Origin of the sequence: Streptomyces sp. MJM8645, assembly GCF_001625365.1 — a bacterium.
In the GTDB taxonomy this organism is placed as follows: Bacteria; Actinomycetota; Actinomycetes; order Streptomycetales; family Streptomycetaceae; genus Kitasatospora.
Window position 1 is genome coordinate 4,012,690 of sequence record NZ_LJJF01000001.1, and the last position, 24,355, is coordinate 4,037,044.

At 73.0% G+C, this 24,355-nt stretch carries 22 protein-coding genes, 1 tRNA gene and 1 other RNA gene; 12 read left to right on the forward strand and 12 right to left on the reverse strand.

Annotated features, from left to right (window positions below; translation table 11 throughout):
- Window positions 1-60: 60 nt before the first annotated feature.
- Together A6F73_RS17275 and A6F73_RS17280 are read right to left on the reverse strand one after the other, a co-directional pair.
- The gene (locus A6F73_RS17275; protein ID WP_063351275.1) at window positions 61-597 is read right to left on the reverse strand and encodes a tRNA adenosine deaminase-associated protein; all 537 of its coding nucleotides are present in this window, start codon (window positions 595-597) and stop codon (window positions 61-63) included.
- 315 nt (window positions 598-912) lie between these two features.
- Window positions 913-1,149: a hypothetical protein gene (locus A6F73_RS17280; RefSeq protein WP_063348632.1), complete on the reverse strand. Its 237-nt coding sequence runs from the start codon at window positions 1,147-1,149 to the stop codon at window positions 913-915.
- Window positions 1,150-1,313: 164 nt separating this feature from the next.
- On the opposite strand from A6F73_RS17280, the gene upp reads away from it, so the two are divergent.
- Window positions 1,314-1,949: a uracil phosphoribosyltransferase gene (gene upp / locus A6F73_RS17285; RefSeq protein WP_063348633.1), complete on the forward strand. Its 636-nt coding sequence runs from the start codon at window positions 1,314-1,316 to the stop codon at window positions 1,947-1,949.
- Between the two features lie 74 nt (window positions 1,950-2,023).
- Here upp and A6F73_RS17290 read toward each other — a convergent pair whose 3' ends face one another.
- Together A6F73_RS17290 and A6F73_RS17295 are read right to left on the reverse strand one after the other, a co-directional pair.
- Window positions 2,024-2,704 (reverse strand): LytR C-terminal domain-containing protein, encoded by a 681-nt coding sequence (locus A6F73_RS17290; protein WP_208869181.1) that lies wholly within the window; start codon window positions 2,702-2,704, stop codon window positions 2,024-2,026.
- Window positions 2,705-2,957: 253 nt separating this feature from the next.
- A complete protein-coding gene (locus A6F73_RS17295; protein WP_063348635.1) occupies window positions 2,958-3,254 on the reverse strand; it encodes a type II toxin-antitoxin system VapB family antitoxin in 297 nt (98 codons plus the stop codon).
- A 202-nt stretch (window positions 3,255-3,456) separates the two neighbouring features.
- Between A6F73_RS17295 and A6F73_RS17300 the strand changes: the two genes are divergently transcribed.
- The gene (locus tag A6F73_RS17300; protein WP_063348636.1) at window positions 3,457-5,022 is read left to right on the forward strand and encodes a helicase HerA-like domain-containing protein; all 1,566 of its coding nucleotides are present in this window, start codon (window positions 3,457-3,459) and stop codon (window positions 5,020-5,022) included.
- A gap of 19 nt (window positions 5,023-5,041) precedes the next feature.
- Here A6F73_RS17300 and A6F73_RS17305 read toward each other — a convergent pair whose 3' ends face one another.
- Window positions 5,042-6,208: a hypothetical protein gene (locus A6F73_RS17305; RefSeq protein WP_063348637.1), complete on the reverse strand. Its 1,167-nt coding sequence runs from the start codon at window positions 6,206-6,208 to the stop codon at window positions 5,042-5,044.
- Between the two features lie 255 nt (window positions 6,209-6,463).
- Here A6F73_RS17305 and A6F73_RS17310 point away from each other — a divergent pair, with 255 nt between their 5' ends.
- Together A6F73_RS17310 and A6F73_RS17315 are read left to right on the forward strand one after the other, a co-directional pair.
- Window positions 6,464-6,982 carry a YbhB/YbcL family Raf kinase inhibitor-like protein gene (locus A6F73_RS17310; protein WP_063348638.1) on the forward strand — a complete coding sequence of 173 codons (519 nt, stop codon included), beginning with the start codon at window positions 6,464-6,466 and terminating at the stop codon, window positions 6,980-6,982.
- A gap of 5 nt (window positions 6,983-6,987) precedes the next feature.
- Window positions 6,988-7,869 carry a hypothetical protein gene (locus A6F73_RS17315; protein ID WP_079135761.1) on the forward strand — a complete coding sequence of 294 codons (882 nt, stop codon included), beginning with the start codon at window positions 6,988-6,990 and terminating at the stop codon, window positions 7,867-7,869.
- Between the two features lie 31 nt (window positions 7,870-7,900).
- Here the strand turns inward: A6F73_RS17315 and A6F73_RS17320 are convergent, their stop codons facing one another.
- Window positions 7,901-8,866: a YafY family protein gene (locus A6F73_RS17320; RefSeq protein WP_063351277.1), complete on the reverse strand. Its 966-nt coding sequence runs from the start codon at window positions 8,864-8,866 to the stop codon at window positions 7,901-7,903.
- Window positions 8,867-8,998: 132 nt separating this feature from the next.
- Here A6F73_RS17320 and A6F73_RS17325 point away from each other — a divergent pair, with 132 nt between their 5' ends.
- Window positions 8,999-10,519, forward strand: coding sequence for an MFS transporter (locus tag A6F73_RS17325; RefSeq protein ID WP_079135762.1), 1,521 nt, complete (start codon window positions 8,999-9,001; stop codon window positions 10,517-10,519).
- A gap of 137 nt (window positions 10,520-10,656) precedes the next feature.
- Here A6F73_RS17325 and A6F73_RS17330 read toward each other — a convergent pair whose 3' ends face one another.
- Window positions 10,657-11,292 (reverse strand): HhH-GPD-type base excision DNA repair protein, encoded by a 636-nt coding sequence (locus tag A6F73_RS17330; RefSeq protein WP_063348640.1) that lies wholly within the window; start codon window positions 11,290-11,292, stop codon window positions 10,657-10,659.
- Window positions 11,293-11,636: 344 nt separating this feature from the next.
- Here A6F73_RS17330 and A6F73_RS17335 point away from each other — a divergent pair, with 344 nt between their 5' ends.
- The gene (locus A6F73_RS17335; RefSeq protein WP_079135763.1) at window positions 11,637-14,030 is read left to right on the forward strand and encodes a terpene synthase family protein; all 2,394 of its coding nucleotides are present in this window, start codon (window positions 11,637-11,639) and stop codon (window positions 14,028-14,030) included.
- 140 nt (window positions 14,031-14,170) lie between these two features.
- Here the strand turns inward: A6F73_RS17335 and A6F73_RS17340 are convergent, their stop codons facing one another.
- Window positions 14,171-14,923 carry a TetR/AcrR family transcriptional regulator C-terminal domain-containing protein gene (locus A6F73_RS17340; protein ID WP_063348641.1) on the reverse strand — a complete coding sequence of 251 codons (753 nt, stop codon included), beginning with the start codon at window positions 14,921-14,923 and terminating at the stop codon, window positions 14,171-14,173.
- 233 nt (window positions 14,924-15,156) lie between these two features.
- Between A6F73_RS17340 and A6F73_RS17345 the strand changes: the two genes are divergently transcribed.
- Both A6F73_RS17345 and A6F73_RS17350 read left to right on the forward strand, forming a co-directional pair.
- Entirely contained in the window at window positions 15,157-16,689 is a 1,533-nt protein-coding gene (locus A6F73_RS17345; protein ID WP_063348642.1) for an MFS transporter, read from the forward strand.
- A 149-nt stretch (window positions 16,690-16,838) separates the two neighbouring features.
- Window positions 16,839-17,546 carry a helix-turn-helix domain-containing protein gene (locus A6F73_RS17350; protein WP_063348643.1) on the forward strand — a complete coding sequence of 236 codons (708 nt, stop codon included), beginning with the start codon at window positions 16,839-16,841 and terminating at the stop codon, window positions 17,544-17,546.
- Between the two features lies 1 nt (window position 17,547).
- Here the strand turns inward: A6F73_RS17350 and A6F73_RS17355 are convergent, their stop codons facing one another.
- The gene (locus A6F73_RS17355) at window positions 17,548-17,964 is read right to left on the reverse strand and encodes a VOC family protein (protein ID WP_063348644.1); all 417 of its coding nucleotides are present in this window, start codon (window positions 17,962-17,964) and stop codon (window positions 17,548-17,550) included.
- 182 nt (window positions 17,965-18,146) lie between these two features.
- Here A6F73_RS17355 and A6F73_RS17360 point away from each other — a divergent pair, with 182 nt between their 5' ends.
- Window positions 18,147-19,106 (forward strand): aldo/keto reductase, encoded by a 960-nt coding sequence (locus A6F73_RS17360; RefSeq protein WP_063348645.1) that lies wholly within the window; start codon window positions 18,147-18,149, stop codon window positions 19,104-19,106.
- A gap of 79 nt (window positions 19,107-19,185) precedes the next feature.
- Here the strand turns inward: A6F73_RS17360 and A6F73_RS17365 are convergent, their stop codons facing one another.
- From A6F73_RS17365 to A6F73_RS17375, 3 genes are all read right to left on the reverse strand, one after another.
- Entirely contained in the window at window positions 19,186-19,677 is a 492-nt protein-coding gene (locus A6F73_RS17365; RefSeq protein WP_063348646.1) for a hypothetical protein, read from the reverse strand.
- A gap of 247 nt (window positions 19,678-19,924) precedes the next feature.
- On the reverse strand, window positions 19,925-21,055 hold the full coding sequence (locus A6F73_RS17370) for a hypothetical protein (protein WP_063348647.1): 1,131 nt from the start codon (window positions 21,053-21,055) through the stop codon (window positions 19,925-19,927).
- A 116-nt stretch (window positions 21,056-21,171) separates the two neighbouring features.
- Window positions 21,172-21,256, reverse strand: a tRNA-Ser gene (locus A6F73_RS17375).
- A gap of 110 nt (window positions 21,257-21,366) precedes the next feature.
- Between A6F73_RS17375 and ffs the strand changes: the two genes are divergently transcribed.
- From ffs to A6F73_RS17390, 3 genes are all read left to right on the forward strand, one after another.
- An RNA gene (ffs, locus tag A6F73_RS17380) (signal recognition particle sRNA small type) lies at window positions 21,367-21,457 on the forward strand.
- A gap of 90 nt (window positions 21,458-21,547) precedes the next feature.
- The gene (locus A6F73_RS17385) at window positions 21,548-23,758 is read left to right on the forward strand and encodes a DNA polymerase III subunit gamma and tau (RefSeq protein ID WP_063348648.1); all 2,211 of its coding nucleotides are present in this window, start codon (window positions 21,548-21,550) and stop codon (window positions 23,756-23,758) included.
- Window positions 23,759-23,879: 121 nt separating this feature from the next.
- Complete coding sequence (locus A6F73_RS17390) at window positions 23,880-24,218, forward strand: YbaB/EbfC family nucleoid-associated protein (RefSeq protein WP_063348649.1); 339 nt, start codon at window positions 23,880-23,882, stop codon at window positions 24,216-24,218.
- Window positions 24,219-24,355 lie beyond the last annotated feature (137 nt).

The window sequence follows — 24,355 nt, forward strand, 5'->3', positions numbered from 1 at the left end:
ATCCAGTGTCGGGTATCCGGCGGTGGGCACTGGCCTGGTCACCGGCCTGGTCACTGCCCGCTACCGGACCGCCTCCAGGACCTCGCCGCAGCCGAGGGCCTCGGCGATCTCCTCCAGGGCGTCGCCCGGGACGGCGCCCTCGCCGCTGAGGGCGAGCAGCTCCTCGGCGGCCAGGCCGAACTCGGTGAGCAGGTGGGCGTCGCCGAGCGGGCCGACCGGGACACCGCTGCGGGCGTCCTCGTCCTGTTCCTGCGCCTCCTCGTCCTCCTCCAGCTCGACGACCAGGTGGTCCAGGTCGCCGAACTCGCTCTCACCGGCCTGGTCGACCAGCTCGTCGGTGAGGACGGAGCCGTAGGAGCTGCGGGCGGCGGCGGCGCCGTCGGACACGAAGATCCGCGGGTCCTCCTCGCCGTCCACCCGGACGATGGCGAACCAGGCGTCCTCCTGTTCGATGAAGATCAGGACGCTGTCGTCGTCCTGCGTGGAGTCGCGGGCCAGTTCGGTCAGGTCGGCGAGGGTTTCGACGTCGTCGAGCTCCGTCTCGCTCACATCCCACCCGTCCTCGGTGCGAGCAAGCACTGCAGCGAAGTACGCCACCAGGGACACTCCCAAGATCTCGGTCTCGGCTGTCGGCGCGCTCGGGCAACGCGAAAATCTGGCCGCCCCCGCGCCAGAGGCGGTCCGCTCGTTCGGACCGTCCCATCGGAATCGTGACAGAAAGCCCGCCCTTGCGGGGGGTGTTCGGCAGCGCGTCTTTGCAGGTCGTGTCGGAAGGGCCGGCCGGCGGCCGGTGTGGCGCCGGCGCCACCGCCCGGGGCCCGCCGGATCCGGACCGGCCGGTCGGCGGAGCTGCGGGGGGAGCCGCGGGGGGAGCCGCGGGGGGAGCCGCGCCGGAACCGCTGCGGATCCTCGTCAGATCCGGAAGGTTCGCATCCGCATGGCTTCGCGCATCCGCCGTTCCTTGGTCCGCCGGGGCTGGACCCGCTCCCGGAGTTCGCGGGCCTCGGTGAGCTCGCGCAGGAAGACGGCCCGCCGCCTGCGGCGGTCCGCCTCGGTCTCCGGGGGGTCCTGTGGCGGGCCGGGGCGATTGCCCGACCGGCCTGCGGGCTCGTCCGCCGAGCCGTCCCCGGCGTTCGGGTTGCTCGTCATAAGACGTGACATTCCCAGATCAGCCCGGTTGATACCACAGGAGGCGCTTCCGTCCGGACATTCGCGGGGCGTCACGGCTCGATACGGCCGGGTGCACCCCGGCGACGGGGCGGTCGGCACGCGGCGAGTCGTACAGGCGTGCAGACCCGGGCTAACCTCGATACATGCGTCTCCACGTCGTCGACCACCCCCTGGTGGCCCACAAGCTCTCCACCCTGCGCGACGAGCGCACCGACTCGCCGACTTTCCGTCGCCTGACCGACGAGCTGGTGACCCTCCTCGCCTACGAGGCCACCCGGGACGTCCGCACCGACGAGGTGGAGATCACCACCCCCGTGGCGGTCACGCTCGGCACCCGCCTCAGCTACCCCCGCCCGCTGGTCGTGCCGATCCTGCGCGCCGGTCTCGGCATGCTGGACGGGATGACCCGACTGCTGCCGACCGCCGAGGTCGGCTTCCTCGGCATGGTGCGCAACGAGGAGACCCTGGAGGCCTCCACCTACGCCACCCGGATGCCGGACGACCTCTCCGGCCGCCAGGTCTACGTGCTCGACCCGATGCTGGCCACCGGCGGCACCCTCGTCGTGGCGATCAAGATGCTGATCGAGCGCGGCGCCACCGACGTCACCGCCGTGGTGCTGCTGGCCGCGCCCGAGGGCGTCGAGGTGATGAAGCGCGAGCTGGCCGGCCTGCCGGTCACCGTGGTCACCGCCGCCCTGGACGAGCGGCTCAACGAGAACGGCTACATCGTGCCCGGCCTCGGCGACGCGGGCGACCGCCTGTACGGCACCGCCGGCTGAGCGGATCCCCCGAACGGACGAGAGCCCCCCGGCGCGGTGCCGGGGGGCTCTCCTGTTGCGCGGGACGACCGGCCTCAGCAGCTGCCGGTGGCGGTCGGGGTGGGGGACGGCTTGGTCGCGAGGGCGAGGGCGGCGGCCGCCTGGGTCTCGTCCAGCAGGGCGTTGTAGCTGTCGCCGACCACGAAGTCCACGGTGCCGTCGGTGCGGGCGTCGGCGGTGGTGGTGGCCCCGGCGATCTGCGAGCCGAGCAGGGTGGCGGCGCCGGCGCCGGCCGGGCCGGCGATCACCTGGGCGGTGCCGGGCACCTTCTTGTCCAGTTCGGCCGGGGCGTTGCCGACCTTGCCGATGGTGAAGCCGCGCTTCTTGAGCTCCTCGGCGGTCCGGCCGGCCAGGCCGCCCTTGGTGGTGGCGTTGTAGACGTTCACCGTGACGCCGGCCGGCTGCGGGATCGCGTGCGGGTCGCCCGGGGCGGCGGGCGCGCCGGAGCCGGTGGGCGCACCGGGCGTGGCGCCCGGGGAGGGGGCGGCCAGCGGCTTGCCCGACGGGGTCACGCAGGCCTGGGCGGAGGAGTTCTTGTTCTTCCCGCTGAAGATGTCGTAGAGCTGGACGCCACCGAGGCCGATCAGGGCCAGGGCGAGCAGGCTCGCGAGCCCGGAGATCACCTTGCGGCTCTTCCTCGGGGGCCGGCCGAGTCGTGGATAGGCGTTGCCGGTGACGCGGTACTGCTTCCCCTTGAGGCCTTGGGGAGTCAACATGCTCACGGTTTGTCTCCCCCTCGTGCCAGGGCGGGGTCGGGATGACGGATCGGCTGGTGCGAGTGGATCCCGTGGTGCGGGCGGATCCCCTGGTCGCGGCCGTAGTCAGCAGCGTAGTGCCGTCCGGCTGCGAAGGTACTAAATGATCATCATCTGGAGTACGCCGGTACCCGAAAGGAGGTACCCGGGTACGCGCGGACCGCCCTCCGCCGGGTGGCGAGGGGGCGGTCCAGGAGCCCGTGCAGAGGGTCCGTCATTCCATTTCGAGGACCCGGGCGTGCAGCACCTGGCGCTGCTGCAGTGCGGCCCGCACCGCCCGGTGCAGTCCGTCCTCCAGGTACAGGTCGCCGCGCCACTTCACCACGTGCGCGAAGAGGTCCCCGTAGAAGGTCGAGTCCTCGGCGAGCAGGGTTTCGAGGTCGAGTTGCCCCTTGGTGGTCACCAGCTGGTCGAGCCGCACCGGGCGTGGGGCGACGTCAGCCCACTGTCGGGTGCTCGTCCGGCCGTGATCCGGGTACGGCCGCCCATTGCCGATGCGCTTGAAGATCACACGGAAAGCCTACCGTTTGGGCGGCGGATGGCGCAGCCGCCGCGACGCCGCCACGCGCTCGGGTGTGAGCTGCGGGAGGGCGATTGCGGCTGTTTGATGGGAAATGTCGCGAACATCGCCGGGTTCCGATCGGGACACGGCCCGCCCGGGACCGGGTTCCGGGCCCGCCCCGCCTCCCCGCACCGCCCAGGAGAGTGCCCCGATGTCCTCCGCCCTCACCCCGTCGGCCGTCCGGGAGATCGCCGACGGGTACGCCTTCACCGGGCCCGCCCTCGACCTCGGCGCGGTGCTGCTGGACGGCACCGCCTACCCGGACGCCCAGGTGCGCATCCCGCTCGGGGTGCTCAACCGGCACGGGCTGGTCGCCGGCGCCACCGGCACCGGCAAGACCAAGACCCTTCAGCTGATCGCCGAACAGCTCTCCGCCCAGGGCGTGCCGGTGTTCCTCGCCGACGTCAAGGGGGACGTCTCCGGCGTCGCCGCGCCCGGCGCGCCGAGCGAGCGCACCGCCGCCCGCGCGGCCGAGGTCGGACAGCAGTGGAGCCCGCAGGGCTGCCCGGTCGAGTTCTACTCGCTCGGCGGCCAGGGCGCCGGGATCCCGATCCGCGCCACCGTCACCAGCTTCGGGCCGCTGCTGCTCGCCAAGGTGCTCGACCTGAACGAGACCCAGGAGTCCTCGCTCAGCCTGGTGTTCCACTACGCCGACACCAAGGGCCTGGAGCTGTACGACCTCAAGGACCTCACCGCCGTCATCGCCTTCCTCGCCTCGCCCGAGGGCAAGGAGGAGCTGAGGACCATCGGCGGTCTCTCGTCGGCCACCGCCGGGGTGATCCTGCGCGCGCTCACCCTGCTGGAGAACGAGGGCGCCGGGGCGTTCTTCGGCGAGCCCGAGTTCGACACCGCCGAACTGCTGCGGACCGCCCCGGACGGCCGGGGCGTCGTCTCGGTGCTGGAACTGCCCGCCGTCCAGGACCGACCGCGGCTGTTCTCCACCTTCCTGATGTGGCTGCTCGCCGACCTCTACCAGGAACTGCCCGAGGTCGGCGACCTGGACAAGCCCAAGCTGGTGTTCTTCTTCGACGAGGCGCACCTGCTGTTCAAGGGCGCCTCCAAGGCCTTCCTGGAGGCCATCACCCAGACCGTCCGGCTGATCCGCTCGAAGGCCGTGGGCATCTTCTTCGTCACCCAATCCCCGCGCGACGTCCCCTCCGACGTGCTCGCGCAGCTGGGCAACCGGGTGCAGCACGCGCTGCGCGCCTTCACCCCGGACGACGCCAAGGCGCTCAAGGCCACCGTCTCGACCTTCCCGCGCTCCTCCTACGACCTCGGCGCGGTGCTCACCTCGCTCGGCACCGGCGAGGCCGTGGTGACGGTGCTCTCCGAGAAGGGCGCGCCGACGCCGGTCGCGGCCACCCGGCTGCGGGCGCCGCAGTCCCTGATGGGGCCGATCGAGGCGGGCGCGCTGCGGGCCGTCGTCGACGCCTCGCCGCTGACGGCGCGCTACCGGGACGCGATCGACCGGGAGTCGGCGTACGAGAAGCTGGCGGCGCGGGCAGCGCGGGCGCCCAGGCCGGAGGCCGCCGCACCGGCCAGGGTGCCGAAGGAGCGGGAGCCCGCCCCGCGGCGGGAGGAGCCGAAGGGGGCGGGCGGGCTGCTCGATTCGCTGCTCAGCAACCCGACGGTGAAGTCCCTGGCGCGTTCGGCCGGGAAGCAGCTCGGGCAGGAGATCTCGCGCAGCCTGTTCGGGACGTCCAAGCGGCGGCGGTAGCGGCCGGGCCCCGCGGTGCCTACCCGGCCAGGGCGGCGCCGATCCGGTCGAGCGAGGACAGCCGCATCAGGCCGTAGTTGTAGAACTCGACCTCGGGGACGCCCAGTTCGCGCAGGGTGGCGATCTTGGCGGCGAGGTTCGCCGGACCGTCGCAGTCCGAGGCCATCGGCCGCAGGATCACCGCCATGTCCTGCGGGCGGACGCCGTGCAGGGCGAACGCGGCGATCTTCTCCCGGACGGCCTCCGGGGTCTTCGCGTAGCCGAGCGTCTCGATCTGGTCGGTCGCCTTGGCGAGCGCGGGCAGGTCGATGCCGGACAGCCAGCCCTTGCCCGGGCCGGCGCCGTCCATGAAGCTCAGCCGCATGCCGTGGCGCCGGGCCTCCTCGGTCAGTTCGGCGGCCAGCGTGGTGACGGTGGTGGTGGCGGCGTCCAGGTAGGCGGCCAGGGCGCCGTCCGCGAGCGCGCTCAGGTCGGCGGGCTCGGCGGCGGCCGCCTCGTCGGCCAGCCGGCGGCGCAGCTCGGTGCGGACGGCCTCCGCGACCTCCTCCGCCGGGACGCCCGCGCGGGTGGCGGCGGCGCGGCAGTGCGGGCAGAAGCAGATGCCGAGCAGCGCCTCGGCGCCCGCGCCCAGTTCCTCGAAGTAGCGCTCGTGGTGGTAGCCGTGGCGCAGCCCGTGGAAGTGCAGGGACTCGGCCCGGACCGCGTCCACGCCGTACCGGGCCAGCTCGGCGACCAGGGTCCGCGCGTACTCCCGGACCTCCGGGGCGGCCGGGCAGAGCTCGGTGAGGTGGCGGTCGCCGAAGGCGTTGGCCGGGGCGCAGTCCGGGTGGGCGAAGCCGAGCCGGTCGTTGTGGCAGAACACCGTCCAGGCGTGCAGCTTCAGCCCCCGGCGGCGGGTCTCGGCGGCGGCCTCGGCGAAGGGGTCGCGGTCGCCGATCGCGGTGGACGGGGCGGGCGCGAGCCGGCGGCCCCGCCAGCGGGCCGGATCGGGGCGGAAGTAGGCCGCGCCGGGCTCCAGGTAGCGGATCACCCGGCGGGGGTTGTGCGGGAAGACGTCCCGGGCCTCGTGGTAGACCGAGGCGAGGGTGACGCCGCCGACCCCGGCGCGGTCGGTGAGGTTGCCGAAGAAGGTGTCGGCGCCCTCGTCGAGCAGGTCGGTGGCGAAGGCGAGGACGGACGACTCCACGGTGCGGCTCCGGAGCTGGGGGCGGGTGCGCTGTCCACGCTAGCCGCAGGGGCCGGATTGGTCTATACCTGGCGATTTGAGCGGACCGGGCCCGCATGAGGGGCGACCGGATTGGGGCGGCCGGACCGGACGGGCACCCCACTACAGTGAGCCGTGTCCGACAGACCGTGTCCGACAGGCCGTGCCCGTCGGACCGTGTTCTTCAGCGTCCTTCAGCCCGAGGCCGTCCACGGCCCGTTGAGAGGTGACCACCCCATGAGCGTTCGCCCGCCGCTGCCGTACGACTTCCTGCCGCAGGTGCCGTCCTTCCCCCTGACCAGCCAGGACATCGCCGACGGCGGCACACTGGACGGGGAGTTCAGCCACGCCGGAGGCAACCGGTCGCCGCAGCTGGCCTGGTCGGGGCTGCCCGAGGGCACCCGGAGCATCGCCGTCACCTGCTACGACCCGGACGCGCCCACCGGCTCCGGCTGGTGGCACTGGCTCGCCCTCAACCTGCCCGCCGACACGGTCGAACTGCCGCGCGGCGCCGGCTCCTCGGACGACGACCTGCCCGGCGCGGCCTCCTTCCACGGCCGCAACGACTTCCCCGGCCACCAGTACGACGGCGCCGCCCCGCCGCCCGGCGCCCCGCACCGGTACGTCTTCGCGGTGCACGCCCTGGACGTCGAGAAGCTGGACGTCTCCGCCGACACCCCGGCGGCCCAGATCGGCTTCCACCTGACCTTCCACACGCTGGGGCGGGCGCTGCTCACCGCCGAGTACGGGGTCTGAGCACGGTGGGCCACGATCCGGTCGAGGTCTGGCGGCTGCCCGAGGAGGACCGGTCGGCCGGTCGCAGGGCCGTGGCCTGGACGGTCGGGCCGGCCGGGGAACTGGCCCTCCTGGTGGTGCCGGAGCGGTACCTGGCGCCGGCCGGATCCTGGCCGCCGGTCCGGCTGCCGTTCGACGGCGAGGTGGTCGTGGTTTCCCCGCAAGGGGAGTGGCGGGTGCCGCTGTCCGGTGTCTCCTGCTCGCCCGACCACCTCGGGCTGCTGCCGGGCGGCCGGGTGCTGCTGGCCGGGTACCGGGCCGAGCAGGACGGGGAGGAGTGGCTGCCCAACGCGGCCGTTTACGGCGCGGACGGGGCGCTCGAACGGGAGCTCGCCCTCGGTGACGACGTCCGGGTGCTGGTGACCGACCGGGACGGCCGGATCTGGATGGCCTACGGGGACGAGGGCATCTACGGCGACCACCCGATGGCGGCCGCCGGGCTGCGGGCCGCCGACACCCGGGGCCGGGTGGTGTGGAGCCCGGACAAGCTGCCGTCCTACCCGCTGGAGGGCCTGGCCGGCGCGACCGACGGCCGGAGCGCCTGGCTGGCCTGGTACCCGAGCCCGTCGGTCAGCCACCTCACCCGGATCGACGCGGTCGACCGGCCGTCGACCACCGTGCCGTGCCCGGTCCGGCTGCCGGTCGGCTTCGCGGTCCACGGCGGGCAGGGCGTCTTCCTGTCCAGCGGCGGAGAGTTGACCTGGTACCAGTTGATCGGCAAGGAGTGGAAGCGGACCCGGCGCCGGCAGCTGAGCGTGCCCGGCGCGCTCGACCGGGTGCGGGCGCACGGCCGGGACGGCGCGCTGTGGTTCCGCGCGGGGGACTGCTGGTACCGGATCGAGGCTTAGGGCCTGCCGGGCGGATCCTGCCGGGCGGGCCCTAGCCGCCCGCGCGGGTGGCCCGGTCGGCGCGGGCGGCCAGGGTGCGCAGGTGGGTGATCAGCTCCGGCGGCTCGTGCACCTCGAACTCGCAGTCCAGCGTCAGCAGCCGTACCGCCGTCCACTCCAGGGAGTCCGTGCGGGAGCGCAGCCGGCAGCGGTGCTCGTCGATCGGCTCGATCTCGGAGTCGCCCCGGTCGAAGTGCCGCCGGACGTTCGCGGCCGGGGCGTGCATGGTGGCGACCACGGCGCGGGCCGGTGACTGGCGGCGCAGCTTGCCCGCCACGTACGCGGCGGCGTCCTCGGCCGGGAGCGGGCGCGGGGTGAAGTGGGCGCCGGTGGCGCGGGGTTCGCTGAGGCGGTCGACGCGGAAGAGCCGCCAGTCGTCCCGGTCCAGGTCGTAGCCGACCAGGTACCAGCGGCGGCCGGCCGAGACCAGCCGCTCGGGTTCGACGTTGCGTCTGGTCTCGGCGCCGTCGCCGGCCCGGTAGGCGAAGCGCAGCCGCTCCCGGTTGGTGACGGCACCGGCGAGCACGGTGAGGTCGTCCGGGTCGACGGTCGGGCCGTCGCCGGTGAGCAGTGGCATGGTGGCGGTGTTGAGCGCGCCCACCCGGTGCCGCAGGCGGCCCGGCAGCACCTGGAGCAGCTTGGCGAGGGCGCGGACCGAGGCCTCCTCTATGCCGACCACCGCGTGCCCGGCGGCCGCCCGCAGTCCGACCGCGATGGCGACGGCCTCCTCGTCGTCCAGCAGCAGTGGCGGCATCGCCGTCCCCGCGACCAGCCGGTAGCCGCCGACCGCGCCCATGGTGGCCTGCACCGGGTAGCCGAGGTCGCGCAGCCGGTCGATGTCGCGCCGGATCGTCCGGGGGCTGACGCCGAGCCGTTCGGCGAGTTCGCTGCCGGGCCACTCGCGCGGGGTCTGCAGCAGGGACAGCAGGTTCAGCAGCCGTGCGGGGGTGTCCGTCATGCCGTCCAGGATGCCGGACAACTGGGACAGGATCTGACCTACATGCCCCGTACCCTCGTGGACGTGCCGACGAGCAGTGCGAGCAGCGCGAGCAGGACGAGCAGGACGAGCAGGACGAATGAGGAGTACCGAATGAAGACCGCGGACGCGGACCGACGGAGGTGGATCGCGCTGGCGATCGTGATGGTCGCCTCCTTCATGGACCTGGTGGACGTCACCATCGTCAACATCGCCATCCCCAGCATCCAGGAGGACACCGGCGCCTCCTTCAGCGCCATCCAGTGGGTCACCGGCGGCTACGCGCTGGCCTTCGCGATCGGGCTGATCACCGGTGGCCGGCTGGGCGACATCTACGGCCGCAAGCGGCTGTTCCTGATCGGCATCGGCGGGTTCACCGTGGCGTCCGCGCTGTGCGGCCTGGCCTCCGGCCCCGAGATGCTGGTCGGGATGCGGGTGCTCCAGGGCGGCACGGCGGCCATGATGGTGCCGCAGGTGCTGTCGATCATCCACGCGACCTTCCCGGCGGAGGAGCGTGGCAAGGTGTTCGGCATGTTCGGCGCGGTGGTCGGGCTGGGCGCCGTCTCCGGGCCGCTGATCGGCGCGCTGCTCACCGAGTGGGACCTGTTCGGCCTGGCCTGGCGCCCGATCTTCCTGATCAACCTGCCGGTCGGCATCGCCGGGCTGCTGCTCGGGCGCCGCTTCATTGACGAGTCGAAGGCCGAGCGGACGCTCAAGCTGGACCTGGTCGGGGTGGCGCTGGCGAGCGTCGGCCTGCTGATGCTGATCTACCCGCTGACGCACGGGCGGGAGGCCGGCTGGCCGCTCTGGGGCTACCTGTCGATGGCCGGCAGCCTGGTGGTGTTCGCGCTGTTCGTGGCGTACGAGAAGGCCAAGACGCGGCGGGACGGCTCGCCGCTGGTCGAGCTGTCGCTGTTCCGGGTGAAGAGCTTCGCGGCCGGCATCGGCGTGCAGCTGGCCTTCGGCGTGGTCTGCGGGATCTTCTTCCTGGTCTGGACGCTGTACATGCAGCTGGGCCTCGGCTGGAGCCCGCTCAAGGCCGGCTCCACCGGCATCCCGTTCTCGCTCGCCGTCTCGGCCGCGGCCGGGCTGTCCGTGCAGAAGCTGGTGCCCCGGTTCGGACGCCGGGTGCTCCAGACCGGCGCGCTGGTGATGGCGGCGGGCGTGCTGACGTACATCTGGGAGGCGGACCGGTACGGGACGGCGATCGCGCCCTGGCAGATGGCGCTGCCGCTGGTGGTGATGGGCCTGGGGATGGGCCTGATCGTCGCGCCGATCACCGACGCGATCCTGGCGGAGGTGCCGCGCGCGCACGCCGGTTCGGCGTCGGGGCTGATCAACACCGTCCAGCAGATGGGGAACGCGCTGGGGCTCGCGCTGGTGTCGGTGGCCTTCTTCGGGGCGATGGACGACGTGGTCGCGCCGGAGGCGATGGGCACCGCGTTCGGCGGGGCGTTCGTCCACGCGATGTGGTGGGTCGCGGGGGCGCTGCTGGTGGTGTTCCTGCTGATGTTCGCGCTGCCGCGGCGCAAGGCGGTCGCGCCGGCCGGCGCGGATGCGGTGGGTGCGGTGGACGCGCCGGCGACGGCGGGTGCGGCGGATCCGACGGACGAGCGGGAGCCCGTCCTGGCCTGACGGGCACTGCTGAGGGCCCCGGTCGCGCGGCGCGACCGGGGCCCTCGACGCATCCTGGGAGGCCATGGACCGTACGGCGGTGGACTCCTCGGCGGCTCGGCAACGGCCCCCGGCGGGGCCGGCCGGGCGACCGGCTTTCAGCGCGCCCCGGCCGTGCTCACCGCCGTCGTCCGGGTCGTGGTCTTCGCCGCGGACTTGGCCTCCTTCGCGGCGCGCTTCATCTCCTGCTTGAACTCCCGTACCAGGTCGAGGGATTCGGGCCCGGTGATGTCGGCGACCGAGCGGTGCGCGCCCTCCTCGCCGTACGCTCCGGCCGCCTCGCGCCAGCCCTCCGGCCGCACGCCGTACTGCTTGCCGAGCAGGGCCAGGAAGATCTGCGACTTCTGTTTGCCGAAACCGGGCAGGGCGTTGAGGCGGCTGAGCAGTTCCTTGCCGGTGCGGGTGTCCTTCCAGAGCGCGGCGGCGTCGGCGTCGTACTGCGCCACCAGGAACTGGCAGAGCTGCTGGACCCGTTTGGCCATCGCGGCCGGGTAGCGGTGCACGGCGGGCTTCGCGGACAGGAGGGCGACGAACTCCTCCGGGTTGTACACGGCGATCTCCCGGGCGTCCAGGTCGTTGCGTCCGAGCCGCTGGGCGATGGTCAGCGGACCGGTGAACGCCCATTCCATCGGCACCTGTTGGTCAAGCAACATGCCGACGAGCGCGGCCAGCGCACTCCGTCCGAGCAGTTCGTCGGCCTCGGGCTGTTGTGCGAGCCGGACGGTGACGTTCATGGGCTTGCCCTCCTCGGAGTTGACGTCGGGTCGGCGCCCAGTCTGGTGGACGGGGCGGGGGCGGAGGCGGTCAACACGCCCGTAGCAGGGGAAGTCTTGGTGTTCCAGGGCCTTGGCGTAGCTGGCTTGTTCGTTGGCGGAGCGACCGCCTGAGACACCCGATCCGGCGGTCGGGAGAGCCGGCGGAGTACTTTTTGCCCGCGTCGGGCGGCGAAGAGGAGGGCGGCGCGGGCAGGTTGGAGGCGGCTGGTCATCTTGTATGACTGTTTCCGTTGCGCCGGTGCGGCGCCCTGCCGGCGGGCCATTCTTGGTGCAATCGACGCGTCCAGAAAGGCTCGCCCGCCGTGACCCAGCCGTTCGAACTGCCGTCCTTCTACCTGCCGCACCCGGCACGCCTCAACCCCCATCTGGACGAGGCCCGGGCCCATTCCTCCGTCTGGGCACGGGAGATGGGCATGCTGGAGGGCTCCGGCATCTGGGACCAGGCCGACCTGGACGCCCACGACTACGGCCTGCTCTGCGCCTACACCCACCCCGACGCCTCCGCCGAGGCGCTCTCGCTGGTCACCGACTGGTACGTGTGGGTCTTCTTCTTCGACGACCACTTCCTCGACATGTTCAAGCGCAGCAACGACCGCGAGGCCGGCAAGGCGCACCTCGACCGGCTGCCGCTGTTCATGCCGGCCGACCCGGCCACCCCGATGCCGGAGCCGGAGAACCCGGTCGAGGCGGGCCTGGCCGACCTGTGGCGGCGCACCGTGCCGGTGATGGGCGAGGACTGGCGGATCCGCTTCGCCGAGAGCACCCGCAACCTGCTCAACGAGTCGCTCTGGGAGCTCGCCAACATCAACGCCGGCCGGATCTCCAACCCGGTCGAGTACATCGAGATGCGCCGCAAGGTGGGCGGCGCGCCCTGGTCCGCCCAACTGGTCGAGTACGCGGCCGGCGCCGAGGTCCCGAAGGAGGTCTCCGGCTCGCGCGCGCTGCGGGTGCTGATGGACGCCTTCTCGGACGGCGTGCACCTGCGCAACGACATCTTCTCCTACCAGCGGGAGGTGGAGGACGAGGGCGAGCTGAGCAACGGCATCCTGGTGCTGGAGAAGTTCCTGGAGTGCTCCACCCAGGAGGCCGCCGAGGCGGTCAACGACCTGCTCACCTCGCGGCTCCAGCAGTTCGAGAACACCGTGTTCACCGAACTGCCCGTGCTGTTCGCCGAGACCGGGCTCGCCCCCGAGGGCCGCGCCCGGGTGCTGGCGTACGTCAAGGGCCTCCAGGACTGGCAGTCCGGCGGCCACGAGTGGCACATGCGCTCCAGCCGGTACATGAACGGCGGTGGTGCGGCGGCCGGTTCGGGCGGCCGCGTCGCGGCGGGAACGGGCGGCGCGCTGCCCGGCGCCGGCAACTGGTGGGACCCGTTCGCGATCGGCGGGGTGGGCACCTCGGCGCTGGACATCCTGCGCAGCGGGGCGATGGGCGGCGGTGGACCTGCGGCCAGTCCGGTCGGCCCGGGCGGCGTCGGACCGGCCGTCCGGCGGGCCCGGTCGCACGGCCACCTGCCGTACCAGCCCGTCGGACCGTCCCGACTGCCCGAGTTCAAGCTGCCGTTCGAGGCCACCCTGAACCCGCACCTGGGCGGCGCGCGGGAGCGGGTGATCGAGTGGGCCGAGCGGATGGGCCTGCTGGCGGAGCAGCCCGGCATCCCCGGATCCGGCATTTGGGACGCCGCGTCCATGCGGGACTACGACCTCCCGCTCTGCGCGGCCGGCATCCACCCGAACGCCACCGCAGACCAACTCGACGTCTCCTCAGCCTGGTTGGCCTGGGGGACCTGGGCCGACGACTACTACCCGGTGGTCTTCGGACGCACCCGCGACCTGGTCGGCGCCAAGCTCGCCAACGAGCGGCTCCCGCTGTTCATGCCGGTGGACGGCAGCCCCGCGCCCGAGCCCGCCAACGCCCTGGAACGCGGCCTCGCCGACATCTGGGAGCGTACCGCCGGCCCGATGACGGCGGACGCCCGGCGGAAGTTCCGCCAGACCGTCGAGGACATGACCGCGAGCTGGATCTGGGAGCTCAACAACCAGGTGCAGAACCGGATTCCGGACCCGGTGGACTACCTGGAGATGCGCCGCGCCACCTTCGGCTCCGACCTCACCATGAGCCTGAGCCGGCTCGCCCACGGGAAGGCCGTGCCGCCCGGGGTGCACGAGCACGGCTCGATGCGCTCGCTGGAGAACTCGGCCGCGGACTACGCGTGCATGATGAACGACCTGTTCTCGTACCAGAAGGAGGTCGAGTACGAGGGCGAGGTGCACAACGCCGTCCTGGTGGTGCAGAACTTCTTCAACTGCGACTACCCGTCGGCGGTCCGGATCGTCGACGACCTGATGCACTCCCGGTTGGACCAGTTCCAGCACGTCGCGGCGAAGGAACTCCCCGTCCTGTACGACGACTTCGCGCTGGAGCCGGAAGCGCGGGAGCTGCTGGACGGGTACGTGAAGGAGCTGGAGAACTGGCTCGCGGGCATCCTGGTCTGGCACCGGGACTGCCGCCGGTACCGCGAGGAGGACCTGCTGCGGCACTTCGGCGCGGAGCGGCAGCTCAGGGCGGGGGCGGCGGTCGAGGAACTGCCCGCGCCCGCCACGGTGCCGCTCGGCCCGACCGGCCTGGGCACGGCCTCGCTGCGCCCGCCGCTGGCCGGCGCGGCTCCGGCCGCCGGGGTGGCGGCCCTGGGCTGACCGGAGGGTGCTGTGGACCACCGCGCCGCCCGCACCACCGGCCAGCCGCCCCGGCGGCCCGGTCGGTGGTGCGGGCGGCGCGGTCGGTCCGGGGCCGGGCTACGTCGGGGCCCGGGCGCCGAGTCGGAAGTGACGCCCCATCAACTGGCAGGCCGGGCCTGCCGAGTGGCCTCGATGCCGTCCAGGATCAGCCGGATGCCGTTGGTGAAGCCGCTGTCGCGGGAGCCGTCGGTCACCCCGTTGGCGTCGGTGGTGTAGAGGCGGTGCAGGCGCGGGAAGTCCCGGGTGGCCTCGATGATGGCGGGCAGGAGTTCGTCCATCCAGCCCTGCTCCTCCCGGCCGTGCCGGGCCAGTGCGCTCAGCCAGGAGGCCTCCACGCTGGCCGTCCCGATGACGTAGCCGAGTAGGGCCCTCATCGCGTCGCTGGCCTCCATCGGGGTGAAGCCGGCTGCCTCCAGGAAGGTGAGCAGGGCCTCGGAGAGGCGCATCCAGTTCGGCCCGAAGTAGACGAGCCCCAGGTCGCCGATCACCGACACCATCCACGGGTGGCGCAGGATGACCTGGCGCACGCTGCCCGCGCACTCGGCGACGGTGGCGCGCCAGTCCGCCGGGTTCGTGTCGGTGACCGCCGGGATCCAGATCTTGCCGAACACCTCGTCGACGGCCAGGGCGAGCAGTTCGTCCTTGTTGGCGACGTGGGTGTACATCGAGGTGGCGCCGGCGTTGAGGCGGGCGCCGAGCTTGCGCATGCTCAGGGCTTCGATGCCGTCGCTGTCCAGGATGGCGAGTGCCTCCGCGACGATCTGGGCCCGGCTGAGCGCCGGTTGCTCGCGCCGGGGGCGCTCGGGGCGGCTCCACGGTGTCCCGGGCGCGTCCTTCGACCTGGCCGGCATCCGGCCCTCCTCTCGGTCTTCGCCCGCCTGTGCTCGGCTCGGCTGCTCCGTTCAGCATAAGCCGCGCCGCACACCGTACGGCTTTGCGAACACTGTGCGGTCTACGTACAGTGTGTGGCGTCCGCACAGTGTGCGGAGCGAGGTGCACCGCGGCCGTGGGGACGGACCGCGGTGCACCCGCGACGACTTCCGTCCGGCTACGGCCGGCGCGCTCACTTCGAAGGGGGACCGCGGTGGACCGACATCCGCGCCGCTGGCTCATCCTGGTCGTGCTCTGTCTCAGCAGCCTGGTGCTGGTGGTCGACAACATGGTGCTCACGGTGTCCATCCCGCAGATCGCGGCGGACCTCGGGGCCGGGGCCGAGGACATCCAGTGGATCATCGACTCGTACATCCTGGTCTTCGCCGGGCTGCTGCTCACCTCGGGCAGCCTCTCCGACCGGTTCGGCCGGCGGAAGATGATGATCATCGGGCTGGTGGTGTTCGGCGCCGCCTCCCTGGTCGCGGCCGTCGCCGACAGCCCCGGCCAGCTCATCGCCGGACGCGTGCTGATGGGCGTGGGCGGAGCCCTGGTCATGCCGAGCACGCTCTCCATCCTGATCACCGTCTTCGACGACGAGGAACGGCCCAAGGCGATCGCCGCGTGGAGCGCGGTGGCCATGATCGGCATGATCGGCGGGCCGGTGCTCGGCGGTGCGCTGATCGCGCACTTCTGGTGGGGCGCGGTCTTCCTGCTCAACGTGCCGGTCGCAGTGGTCGCCGTCATCGCGGCGGTCGTGCTGATGCCGGAGTCCAGAGGGCCGTGGCGCCGGCCCGACCTGCCCGGCATGGTGCTCTCGATGACCGGGATGACCGCGCTGGTCTGGTCGATCACCGTGCTGCCCCGGGACGGCATCACCAGCCCCGGCACGCTCGGCACGCTCCTCGTCGGGGTGCTCGCGCTGACCGGGTTCGCCGTCCGCCAGGTCCGGACCGACTCGCCGATGGTCCCGCTCAAGCTGTTCCGCAACCGGGTGTTCACCGGGGCCAGCTTCTCGCTCGTCCTGCTGACCTTCGCCACCGGCGGCCTGATGCTGGTCCTCACCCAGTACCTGCAGTTCGTGCTGAAGTTCTCGGCCACCGACACCGGCCTGGCGTTCCTCCCGCTGGCCGTCGCCTCGCTGGTGTTCAACGCCATCGGCGCCGTGCTCAGCAAGAAGGTCGCCCCGCGGGTGACGACCTCGGCCGGCATGCTGATCATCGCGGCCGGGTTCGGGCTGCTGGCCACGCTCTCGGTCGGCGACGGCTTCGCCAAGGTCGCCCTGGCCATGCTGGTGCTGGGCGCCGGCTCCGGCCTCGCGATGCCGGCCGCGTCCAACGCGCTGATGGGCGCGATCCCCGGCGAGCACGCCGGCGTCGGCTCCGCGCTCAACGACACCATCCAGCAGTCCGGTTCCGCGCTGGGCGTGGCCATCCTCGGCGCCGTCCTGTCCAGCACCTTCACCGGCTCGATGCCCACCGACACGCCCGCCGCCGGGAAGCACGCGATCACGGACGCGCTCGCCCTCGCCGCGAGCACCGGGGACGGCGGACTGGCCGCCGCCGCGCGCGACGCGTTCAACACCGCGGCCTCCGTCACCTTCACGGCGGGCGGGATCTCCGTCCTGGCGGCCGCGGGGCTGACCCTGGTGCTGATGCGGGACGGCCGGAAGACCGCTCCGGCGGCGGGCCCGGTCGAGGACGCGGCGGAGGTGGCGGAGGCGGAGGTCGTCCAGCGGGTGGGCTGAGCCTGTCCTGTCCTGCCTGGCCCTGTCCTGTTCGGCCCTTTCCTGTCCGTCTCGGCCCCGTCCGCCTCGCGCGGCCGGGGCCGTGGGCGTGCCGCCGGCGTGTCGCCGACCCCCGGCGGCGCCCGGTGGCGGCGCGTAGCCTGGGCCCCATGTCCCCCGAGTACGCGGAGCGGGCGTCGAGGCTGCCGGGAGCGGTCGTGTGGAGGCGCCGGGCCGTCGGGAGCACGGGCGACGGCGCGGCCGGGCTCGTCCTGCCCGACGGCTGCATGGACCTGCTCTGGACCGAGGGCCGGCTCCTCGTCGCCGGGCCGGACACCCGCGCCTTCCAGCTCGGACCGGGGCTGCGCGGCCCGTGGGCGGGCGTCCGCCTCCCGCCCGGCGCCGCCCCCGCCCTGCTGGGCGTGCCCGCACACGAACTGCGCGACCGGCGGGTCGACCTGGCCGACCTCCGGCCCGGAGCCGAGGTGCGCCGCCGCACCGGGCGCATCGACGCGGCGCCCGACCCGGCCGTGGCCCTGGAGGAGTTGGCGCTGCGCCTGGCGGCCGACGCGCGGCCGGTGGACCCGCTCGTCCGGGCGGTCGCCGATGCCCTGGCGGCCGGCCGTTCGGTCGCGGCGACCGCCGAGGCGGTCGGCCTCGGCGCGCGGCAACTGCACCGCCGCTCGCTGACCGCCTTCGGCTACGGTCCCAAGACCCTGGCCCGGATCCTCCGCTTGCAGCGCGCCCTCGCGCTGGCCCGCTCCGGCGTGCCCCTCGCCGAGACGGCGGCCCGGACGGGCTACGCCGACCAGGCCCATCTGGCGCGCGACGTACGGGAGTTGGCGGGAATGCCGGCGACCGCCCTGCTGCCCCGTTGACTCAGTCCGCGGCGCCCGGCAGCGGCGCGAACAGGTCGACGCCGTTGCCGTCCGGGTCGTGCACCACGGCGTACCGCTGGCCCCAGAAGGCGTCCCACGGCTTCAACTCGCCGTGGTACCCGGCGCCGACCAGGTCCTCGTAGACCGCGTCCACCTGGGCGGGGTCGGCGCACCGGAACGCCAGTGCCGTCCGGCCGCCGCCCGTCGGCGGACGCCAGTCCGGATGGAACGAGCGGATGGTGGACTCGGGGTCGAGGGCCAGGCGCAGCCCGCCCGGCAGCACGGCCTCGACGTGCGGCTCCTGCTCGGCCCCGTCGGGGAACGCGAGTCCGAGCCGCCGGTAGAAGGCGATCGAGGCGGCCAGGTCCGAGACTGCGAGGCCCACGACGGCGAACTGCGGTGCTGGTGTGCTGTTCATGCCCGTCACGGTAGGCGGCGCCCGGACACCCCGTCTTGAACGAATCGGACGGTCTCCCGGCTGGTCTGCGCATTGGCCGAGTCGGGCGCGGCCGGGGTGATGATTCTGGTGACCGGATCGCGGCGCGCCACGCCCCGATCGCGGCCCGCACCACCATTACCGACCCCTGGGAGGGATAACTGATGCTGTACCGCAGCCTCGGAGTTGACGGGCCGAAGGCCAGCGCGCTGTGCCTCGGCGCCATGACCTTCGGCACCACCGTGGACGAGCAGACCGCGACGGCGATCTTGGACCGGTTCACCGAGGCCGGCGGGACCTTCGTCGACACCTCGAACAACTACGCCTTCTGGGCCCCCGGCGGGACGGGGTACGAGAGCGAGGAACTGCTCGGCCGCTGGATCGCCCGCCGGCGCAACCGTGACGAACTGGTCCTCGCCACCAAGGCGGGAGCCCGCCCGGTGCCCGAACTCCCCTTCCCCGAACACATGGAGGGGCTGTCCGCCGCTGCGCTGCGCAACGCGGCCGAGGGCAGCCTGCGCCGGCTCGGCACCGACCGCGTGGACGTCTACTACGCCCACGTGACGGACCCGTCCACCCCGGTCGAGGAGACCCTCGGGGCCTTCGCCGAGCTGGTGGCCGACGGAAAGGTCGGCCGGCTCGGCTGCAGCAACCACAGCGCCGCGGACCTGGCTGCCGCCAACGAGCTTGCCGAGCAGCGGGGTTGGCCCGGCTACCGGTGCGTCCAGCAGCGCCACAGCTACCTCCGGCCACGGCCGGACGCGGACTTCGGCATCCAGAACCACGCCGACGAGGAACTGCTGTCGTACGTCATGCAGCGGCCGGAGCTGCTGCTGCTGGCCTACTCCCCGCTGCTCGGCGGCGCGTACTGCCGGCCCGACCGGCCGCTGTCCGAGAAGTACCAGTGGCCGGTGGTGCAGGCCCAGTTGGCCGCCCTGGCCGAGGTGGCGAAGGAGACCGGGGCCACCGTCAACCAGGTGGTGCTCGCCTGGCTGCTGGGCCACCCGGTGCCGACGATCCCGGTCGTGGGCGCCAGCTCCGTCGCCCAGCTGGACGAGAGCCTGGCCGCCCTGGACCTGGTGCTCGACGAGGACCAGCGCCGGCGGCTGGACACCGCGGCCTGACCGCGGCGTCCAGCCCCGTCGGGCGGCCAGGCCGCAACCAACCCCCCTTGGCCGCCCGCCTCGAACCGGCTGCGCGCCGTCAGCCCTGGGCGCGGACCGCCCGCCACCGGTTGGCGGTGGTCTCGCTCACCGTGTAGAAGAACTCCGACTTGAACTCGGCCCCGTCACTGAGCGCCTCCACCCAGCTCATCGGCCAGTTCCGCCGGCCGTAGTGCTTGTGCACGACCCGGGTGAACGCGGACAGCACGCCGCGCAGCCGCTTCCGGTCCACGTCGAGCAGCTCGACCAGGGACGTGTAGCTCACCCGCTCGCCGGGCTGCTTCGCCAGGATGTCGAGCACCCCGGTCACCGCCTGCACCGAGTCCAGCGGATCGGCCGTCAGCCGGCGCAGATCCTGCACGGTCCACTCGACGAACGGCCACTCGCCGTCCTCCTGCGGCCCCCCCTCGGCCGCCGCCGCCACCGCGGCCCCCGCAGCGGCCCCCGAGAGCTCCGCGAGGAACGCGTACACCTGCGTGACGTACTGAGCCGGCACCGGCACCGAGATGAACTGCTGGCTGTCCTGCGTCATGTTTCTTCCCCTCCGACGTGTCGCCCGTCTGGCGGCAGGACAGATACTTGCACGCCATGTGTCCGGGTGTCCAGGTACTAACCTGGACTAATTCCGAGACTAAGGGTCGATTAGTCCCTCTCGCGGCGCAGCTCGGGAGGGCGGAAGTCACTTCCGGTACCGGCCGGCCAGTCGGGGCCGTGGAGCCGACGAAGGCCCGGACCGCGTGAGGCGGTCCGGGTCTTCCGGCTGTCGCCGCCCGTTGCGGTCAGTGGAGGACGTTCAGGAAGTTGGCGGCGTCGTCGACGAAGTACACGGCGTCGTGGTCGAGGTCGACCGCGAGCCCGAACAGGGCGCCGGCGCCGGGCGGGGTGCCACTGCTGTCGAGCGTGCGGACGGCGACCTGGTCGCCGGCGGGGGTGGTCTCGACGAGGTTGCCGTCGCCGGAGTTCACCGTGAGGACGTCGCCGCCCGGGGCGACGGCCAGGCCGAGCGGCCCGTTGAGGTGGCCGCCGGTGCTGACGGTGGTGCCGGTGCCCGCGTCGGTGGTGCGGTGGACGGCGTCGGGGATCGCGGTGATCCGGTTGGCGAGGGTGTCCGCCACGTAGAGCGTGTCGTCGTGGCCCAGCCCGACGCCGGTCGGGCCGATCACCAGGGCGGCCTGGTCGGTCCGCTGGCCGAAGCCCGAGCCGATCCGGGTGGTCGCGAGCCGCTGCGGCGGCGCGTCGCCCTGCCGGCACAGGGTGATCCGCAGGACGGTGCCCTGGTCGACCTCGGCCCCGCCGCCCGCGACCGTGCCGTTCAGCACATTGGTCACGAACAGTTCGTCGCGGTCGTCGAAGCTGGCGGCCGTCATGTCCCACGGGCCGTTGATGCCGTCGCCGACGATCGTCTCGCGGACCGTCCCGTTGCTGTCCAGGACCAGCAGGCAGCCGGCCTGGACGGTGGCGGAGGTGCCGTCGGTGGTGGGCGTGCTGCCGACCACGACCCAGCCGCCCGGCAGAACGGTCAGCGCGGTCGAGAGCCCGACCCCGCCGGGGCAGGGCCCGGGCAGCTTCGCCGGGTCGATCCGGGCGAACTCGCCGACGGTGCCGTCCGGGCTGACCTGGACCAGGGTGGTCCCGGTGCCCTGCAGGTTCTGCCCGTTGTTGAAGTTGCTGATGAGGACGTTGCCGCGGCGCAGCTTGCCCACGCTGTGCTGGACCACGAACGTGCCGTACGGGTTCTGGTCCCCGTTCGCGGGCACGGTCGAGGCGACCGGTGACACGGTGTTCAGCGGCCCGAGGAACGGCGCCCGGCCGACGGCGCCACCCACCGCCGTGGCGCCGAACACCACCACGGCGGCGGCGACCACGCCGACCCGCCCCCAGAACCTCGTGCGCGAAGAGTGAAGTCTCATAACTCAAAGTTATGCCGCAGCCGAACCGCCCAGCACGCGGAGTTCACCCAGCGGTGTCCCCACACCGCGAAACGACGAAGGCCCGGACCGTCGGAACGGTCCGGGCCTTCTGCCGGCGGAGGATACGAGATTCGAACTCGTGAGGGGTTGCCCCCAACACGCTTTCCAAGCGTGCGCCCTAGGCCTCTAGGCGAATCCTCCGTGGGAGAGCTTAGTACATGTTCGGGGGTGGTCGCGACCAGCAATCCCGTAGGCGGGAGGGTGGGGTTGCCTGTGGATCGTGGGGGCTCGGATCCGGTAGTGTGGGGGTCAGCCCCTCGTGTGGCGTTATCTCTCTGAACCCCCCCAGGGCCGGAAGGCAGCAAGGGTAAGAGGGCTCTGGCGGGTGCACGGGGGGTCTTTGCGTTCCCGGGCGGTTGCTGGGGGCGCCGGGGGACGGTGGTGAGGCGAGGGGCGACGCGTTTGTCGGTGCGTCCCGATATCGTCGGGGGTGTGTCCCTAGCCCTGTACCGCCGCTACCGTCCCGAGACCTTCGCGGAGGTCATCGGGCAGGAGCACGTGACCGCTCCGCTCCAGCAGGCCCTGCGTAACAACAGGGTCAACCACGCGTACCTGTTCAGCGGGCCGCGCGGCTGCGGGAAGACGACGAGTGCGCGCATCCTGGCCCGCTGTCTGAACTGTGAGCAGGGGCCGACGCCGACGCCCTGCGGAGAGTGCCAGTCCTGTCGCGACCTCGCGACTGGCGGGCCCGGCTCGATCGACGTGATCGAGATCGACGCGGCCTCGCACGGTGGTGTGGACGACGCGCGCGAGCTGCGGGAGCGGGCGTTCTTCGCGCCGGTCCACAGCCGCTACAAGATCTTCATCCTGGACGAGGCGCACATGGTGACCTCGGCCGGGTTCAACGCGCTGCTCAAGGTGGTCGAGGAGCCTCCGGAGCACCTCAAGTTCATCTTCGCGACCACGGAGCCGGAGAAGGTGATCGGGACGATCCGGTCCCGGACGCACCACTACCCGTTCCGGCTGGTCCCGCCGGGCACGCTGCGCGACTACCTGGTGGAGGTCTGCGGCCGGGAGGGCATCCAGGTCGAGGACTCGGTGTTCCCGCTGGTGGTCCGGGCCGGGGCCGGGTCGGTGCGTGACTCGATGTCGGTCATGGACCAGCTGCTGGCCGGTGCCGCCGAGGGCGGCGTGACGTACCAGATGGCGACCTCGCTGCTCGGGTACACCGACTCGGCGCTGCTCGACGAGGTGGTGGACGCCTTCGGCGCGCACGACGGGGCGACGGTGTTCCAGGTGATTGACCGGGTGGTCGAGGGCGGGCACGATCCGCGCCGCTTCGTCGCCGACCTGCTGGAGCGGCTGCGTGACCTGGTGATCCTGGCCACCGTGCCGGAGGCGGGGGAGAAGGGGCTGATCGACGCCCCGGCGGACCGGGTCGCGATCATGCAGGCGCAGGCGGACGCGTTCGGTTCGGCGGAGCTGAGCCGGGCGGCGGACATCGTCAACACCGGGCTGACCGAGATGCGCGGCAACGCGGCGCCGAGGCTGCAGCTGGAGCTGATCTGCGCCCGGGTGATGCTGCCGGGTGCCTACAGCGACGAGCTGTCGTTGCAGGCGCGGCTGGACAAGCTGGAGCGCCGGGCGGCGGCGGGCGGGTTCGCCGCGCCGATGGCGGTGGGGGTGCCGGTGGCGGCGACCACGGCCGCGCCCGTTCCGGCGACGGCGACGGCGACGGCGCCGGTGGCGGTGCCGGTAGCGGAGACCGCCCCGGTGCAGGCCGCGCCGGTCGCGGCGGCCCCTGCGGCAGCCCCTGCACCGGCAGCACCGATCGCACCGGCAGCCCCCGCGGCGCCCGCCGGGCCCGCGCCGGGTGCCTGGCCGATCCCGCGCAGCTTCCCGCCGGCGGGCGGCGCCCCGGCCGCGGCCCCCGCGCCGCAGCCGCCGGCCCAGGCCGCCGAGGCCGTAGAGGCCACCCCGGCCCCGGTGTCCGCCCCCGCTCCCGCTCCTGCCCCCGCGGCGCCCGCGCCCGCCCCGGCCGGGCAGCCCGCCGGGCCGGCTTCGGCCGCCGCGCAGCAGGGCGCGGCGCAGGTCCGGCAGCTGTGGCCGCAGATTCTGGAGGCGGTGAAGAACCGCCGCCGCTTCACCTGGATCCTGCTCAGCCAGAACGGCCAGGTGGCCGGGTTCGACGGCAGCGTGCTCCAGGTGTCCTTCATCAACGCGGGCGCCCGGGACAGCTTCGTCGGCAGCAACAGCGACGACGTGCTGCGCCAGGCGCTGACGGACGCGCTGGGTGTGGACTGGCGGGTCGAGTGCATCGTCGACCCGTCCGGGGGCGGTTCCCTCGGTGGCGGTACGGCCGTCGGCGGCGGTGGTCTGGGCGGTGCCGCCCCGAGCGGTGGCGGCTGGGGGGCCCCGGCCCGTCCGGCGGCCGCCGCGCCGTCGGCTCCGGCTCCGGTGCCCGCGCCGGTCCGGTCGCAGCCGTCCCCGCAGGTGCAGGCCGCCCCGGCGCCCGCGCCGGTCCAGGCCCCGCCGCCGGTGGCCGCGCCGCCGGCCCGTCCGGTGCGCGCGGTGGCGCCGGAGGACGACGTCCCGGAGGAGGACGACCCGGACCTCAACGAGGAGGCGTTCTCCGGTCAGGAGCTGATCATCCGGGAGCTGGGCGCGACGGTTCTGGAGGAGATCCACCACCGCGGCAACTGAGCGACGGCCCGCCCCGGCAGCACGTAGGCTCGGCCGTGACGACGCGAGCGGGACTGCAAGCGGACGTGACCGCAGGCAGGACGGCGACGCAGGACAGCAAGCACGAAGCGAGGAGTGAGCCGTGTTCCCCGGTGGTGGCCAGCCCAACATGCAGCAGCTGCTGAAGCAGGCGCAGAAGATGCAGCAGGATCTCGCGCAGGCGCAGCAGGAGCTGGCGGAGACGAAGGTGAGCGGTTCGGCGGGCGGTGGCCTGGTCGAGGCCACGGTGACCGGTGCCGGTGAGCTGGTGGCGCTGACCATCGCCCCGGCGGCCGTCGACCCGGAGGACACCGAGACCCTGGCCGACCTGGTCCTGGCGGCCGTGCGGGACGCCAACCAGTCGGCGCAGAAGATGCAGGCCGAGCGCATGGGCCCGCTGACCCAGGGCCTGGGCGGGGGCATCCCCGGTCTGCCGTTCTGACCTGGGGGAGCCTCTGGACAGGGGTTTCGACCAGGCAGGTCTGAGGTCCTGAAGTTCTGAAGTTCAGACAACGGACCCATGTGATTTATGTGGGAGTCGGGCGTCGGGCGGTGTGTCCGACGCCCGATTCGTTGGAT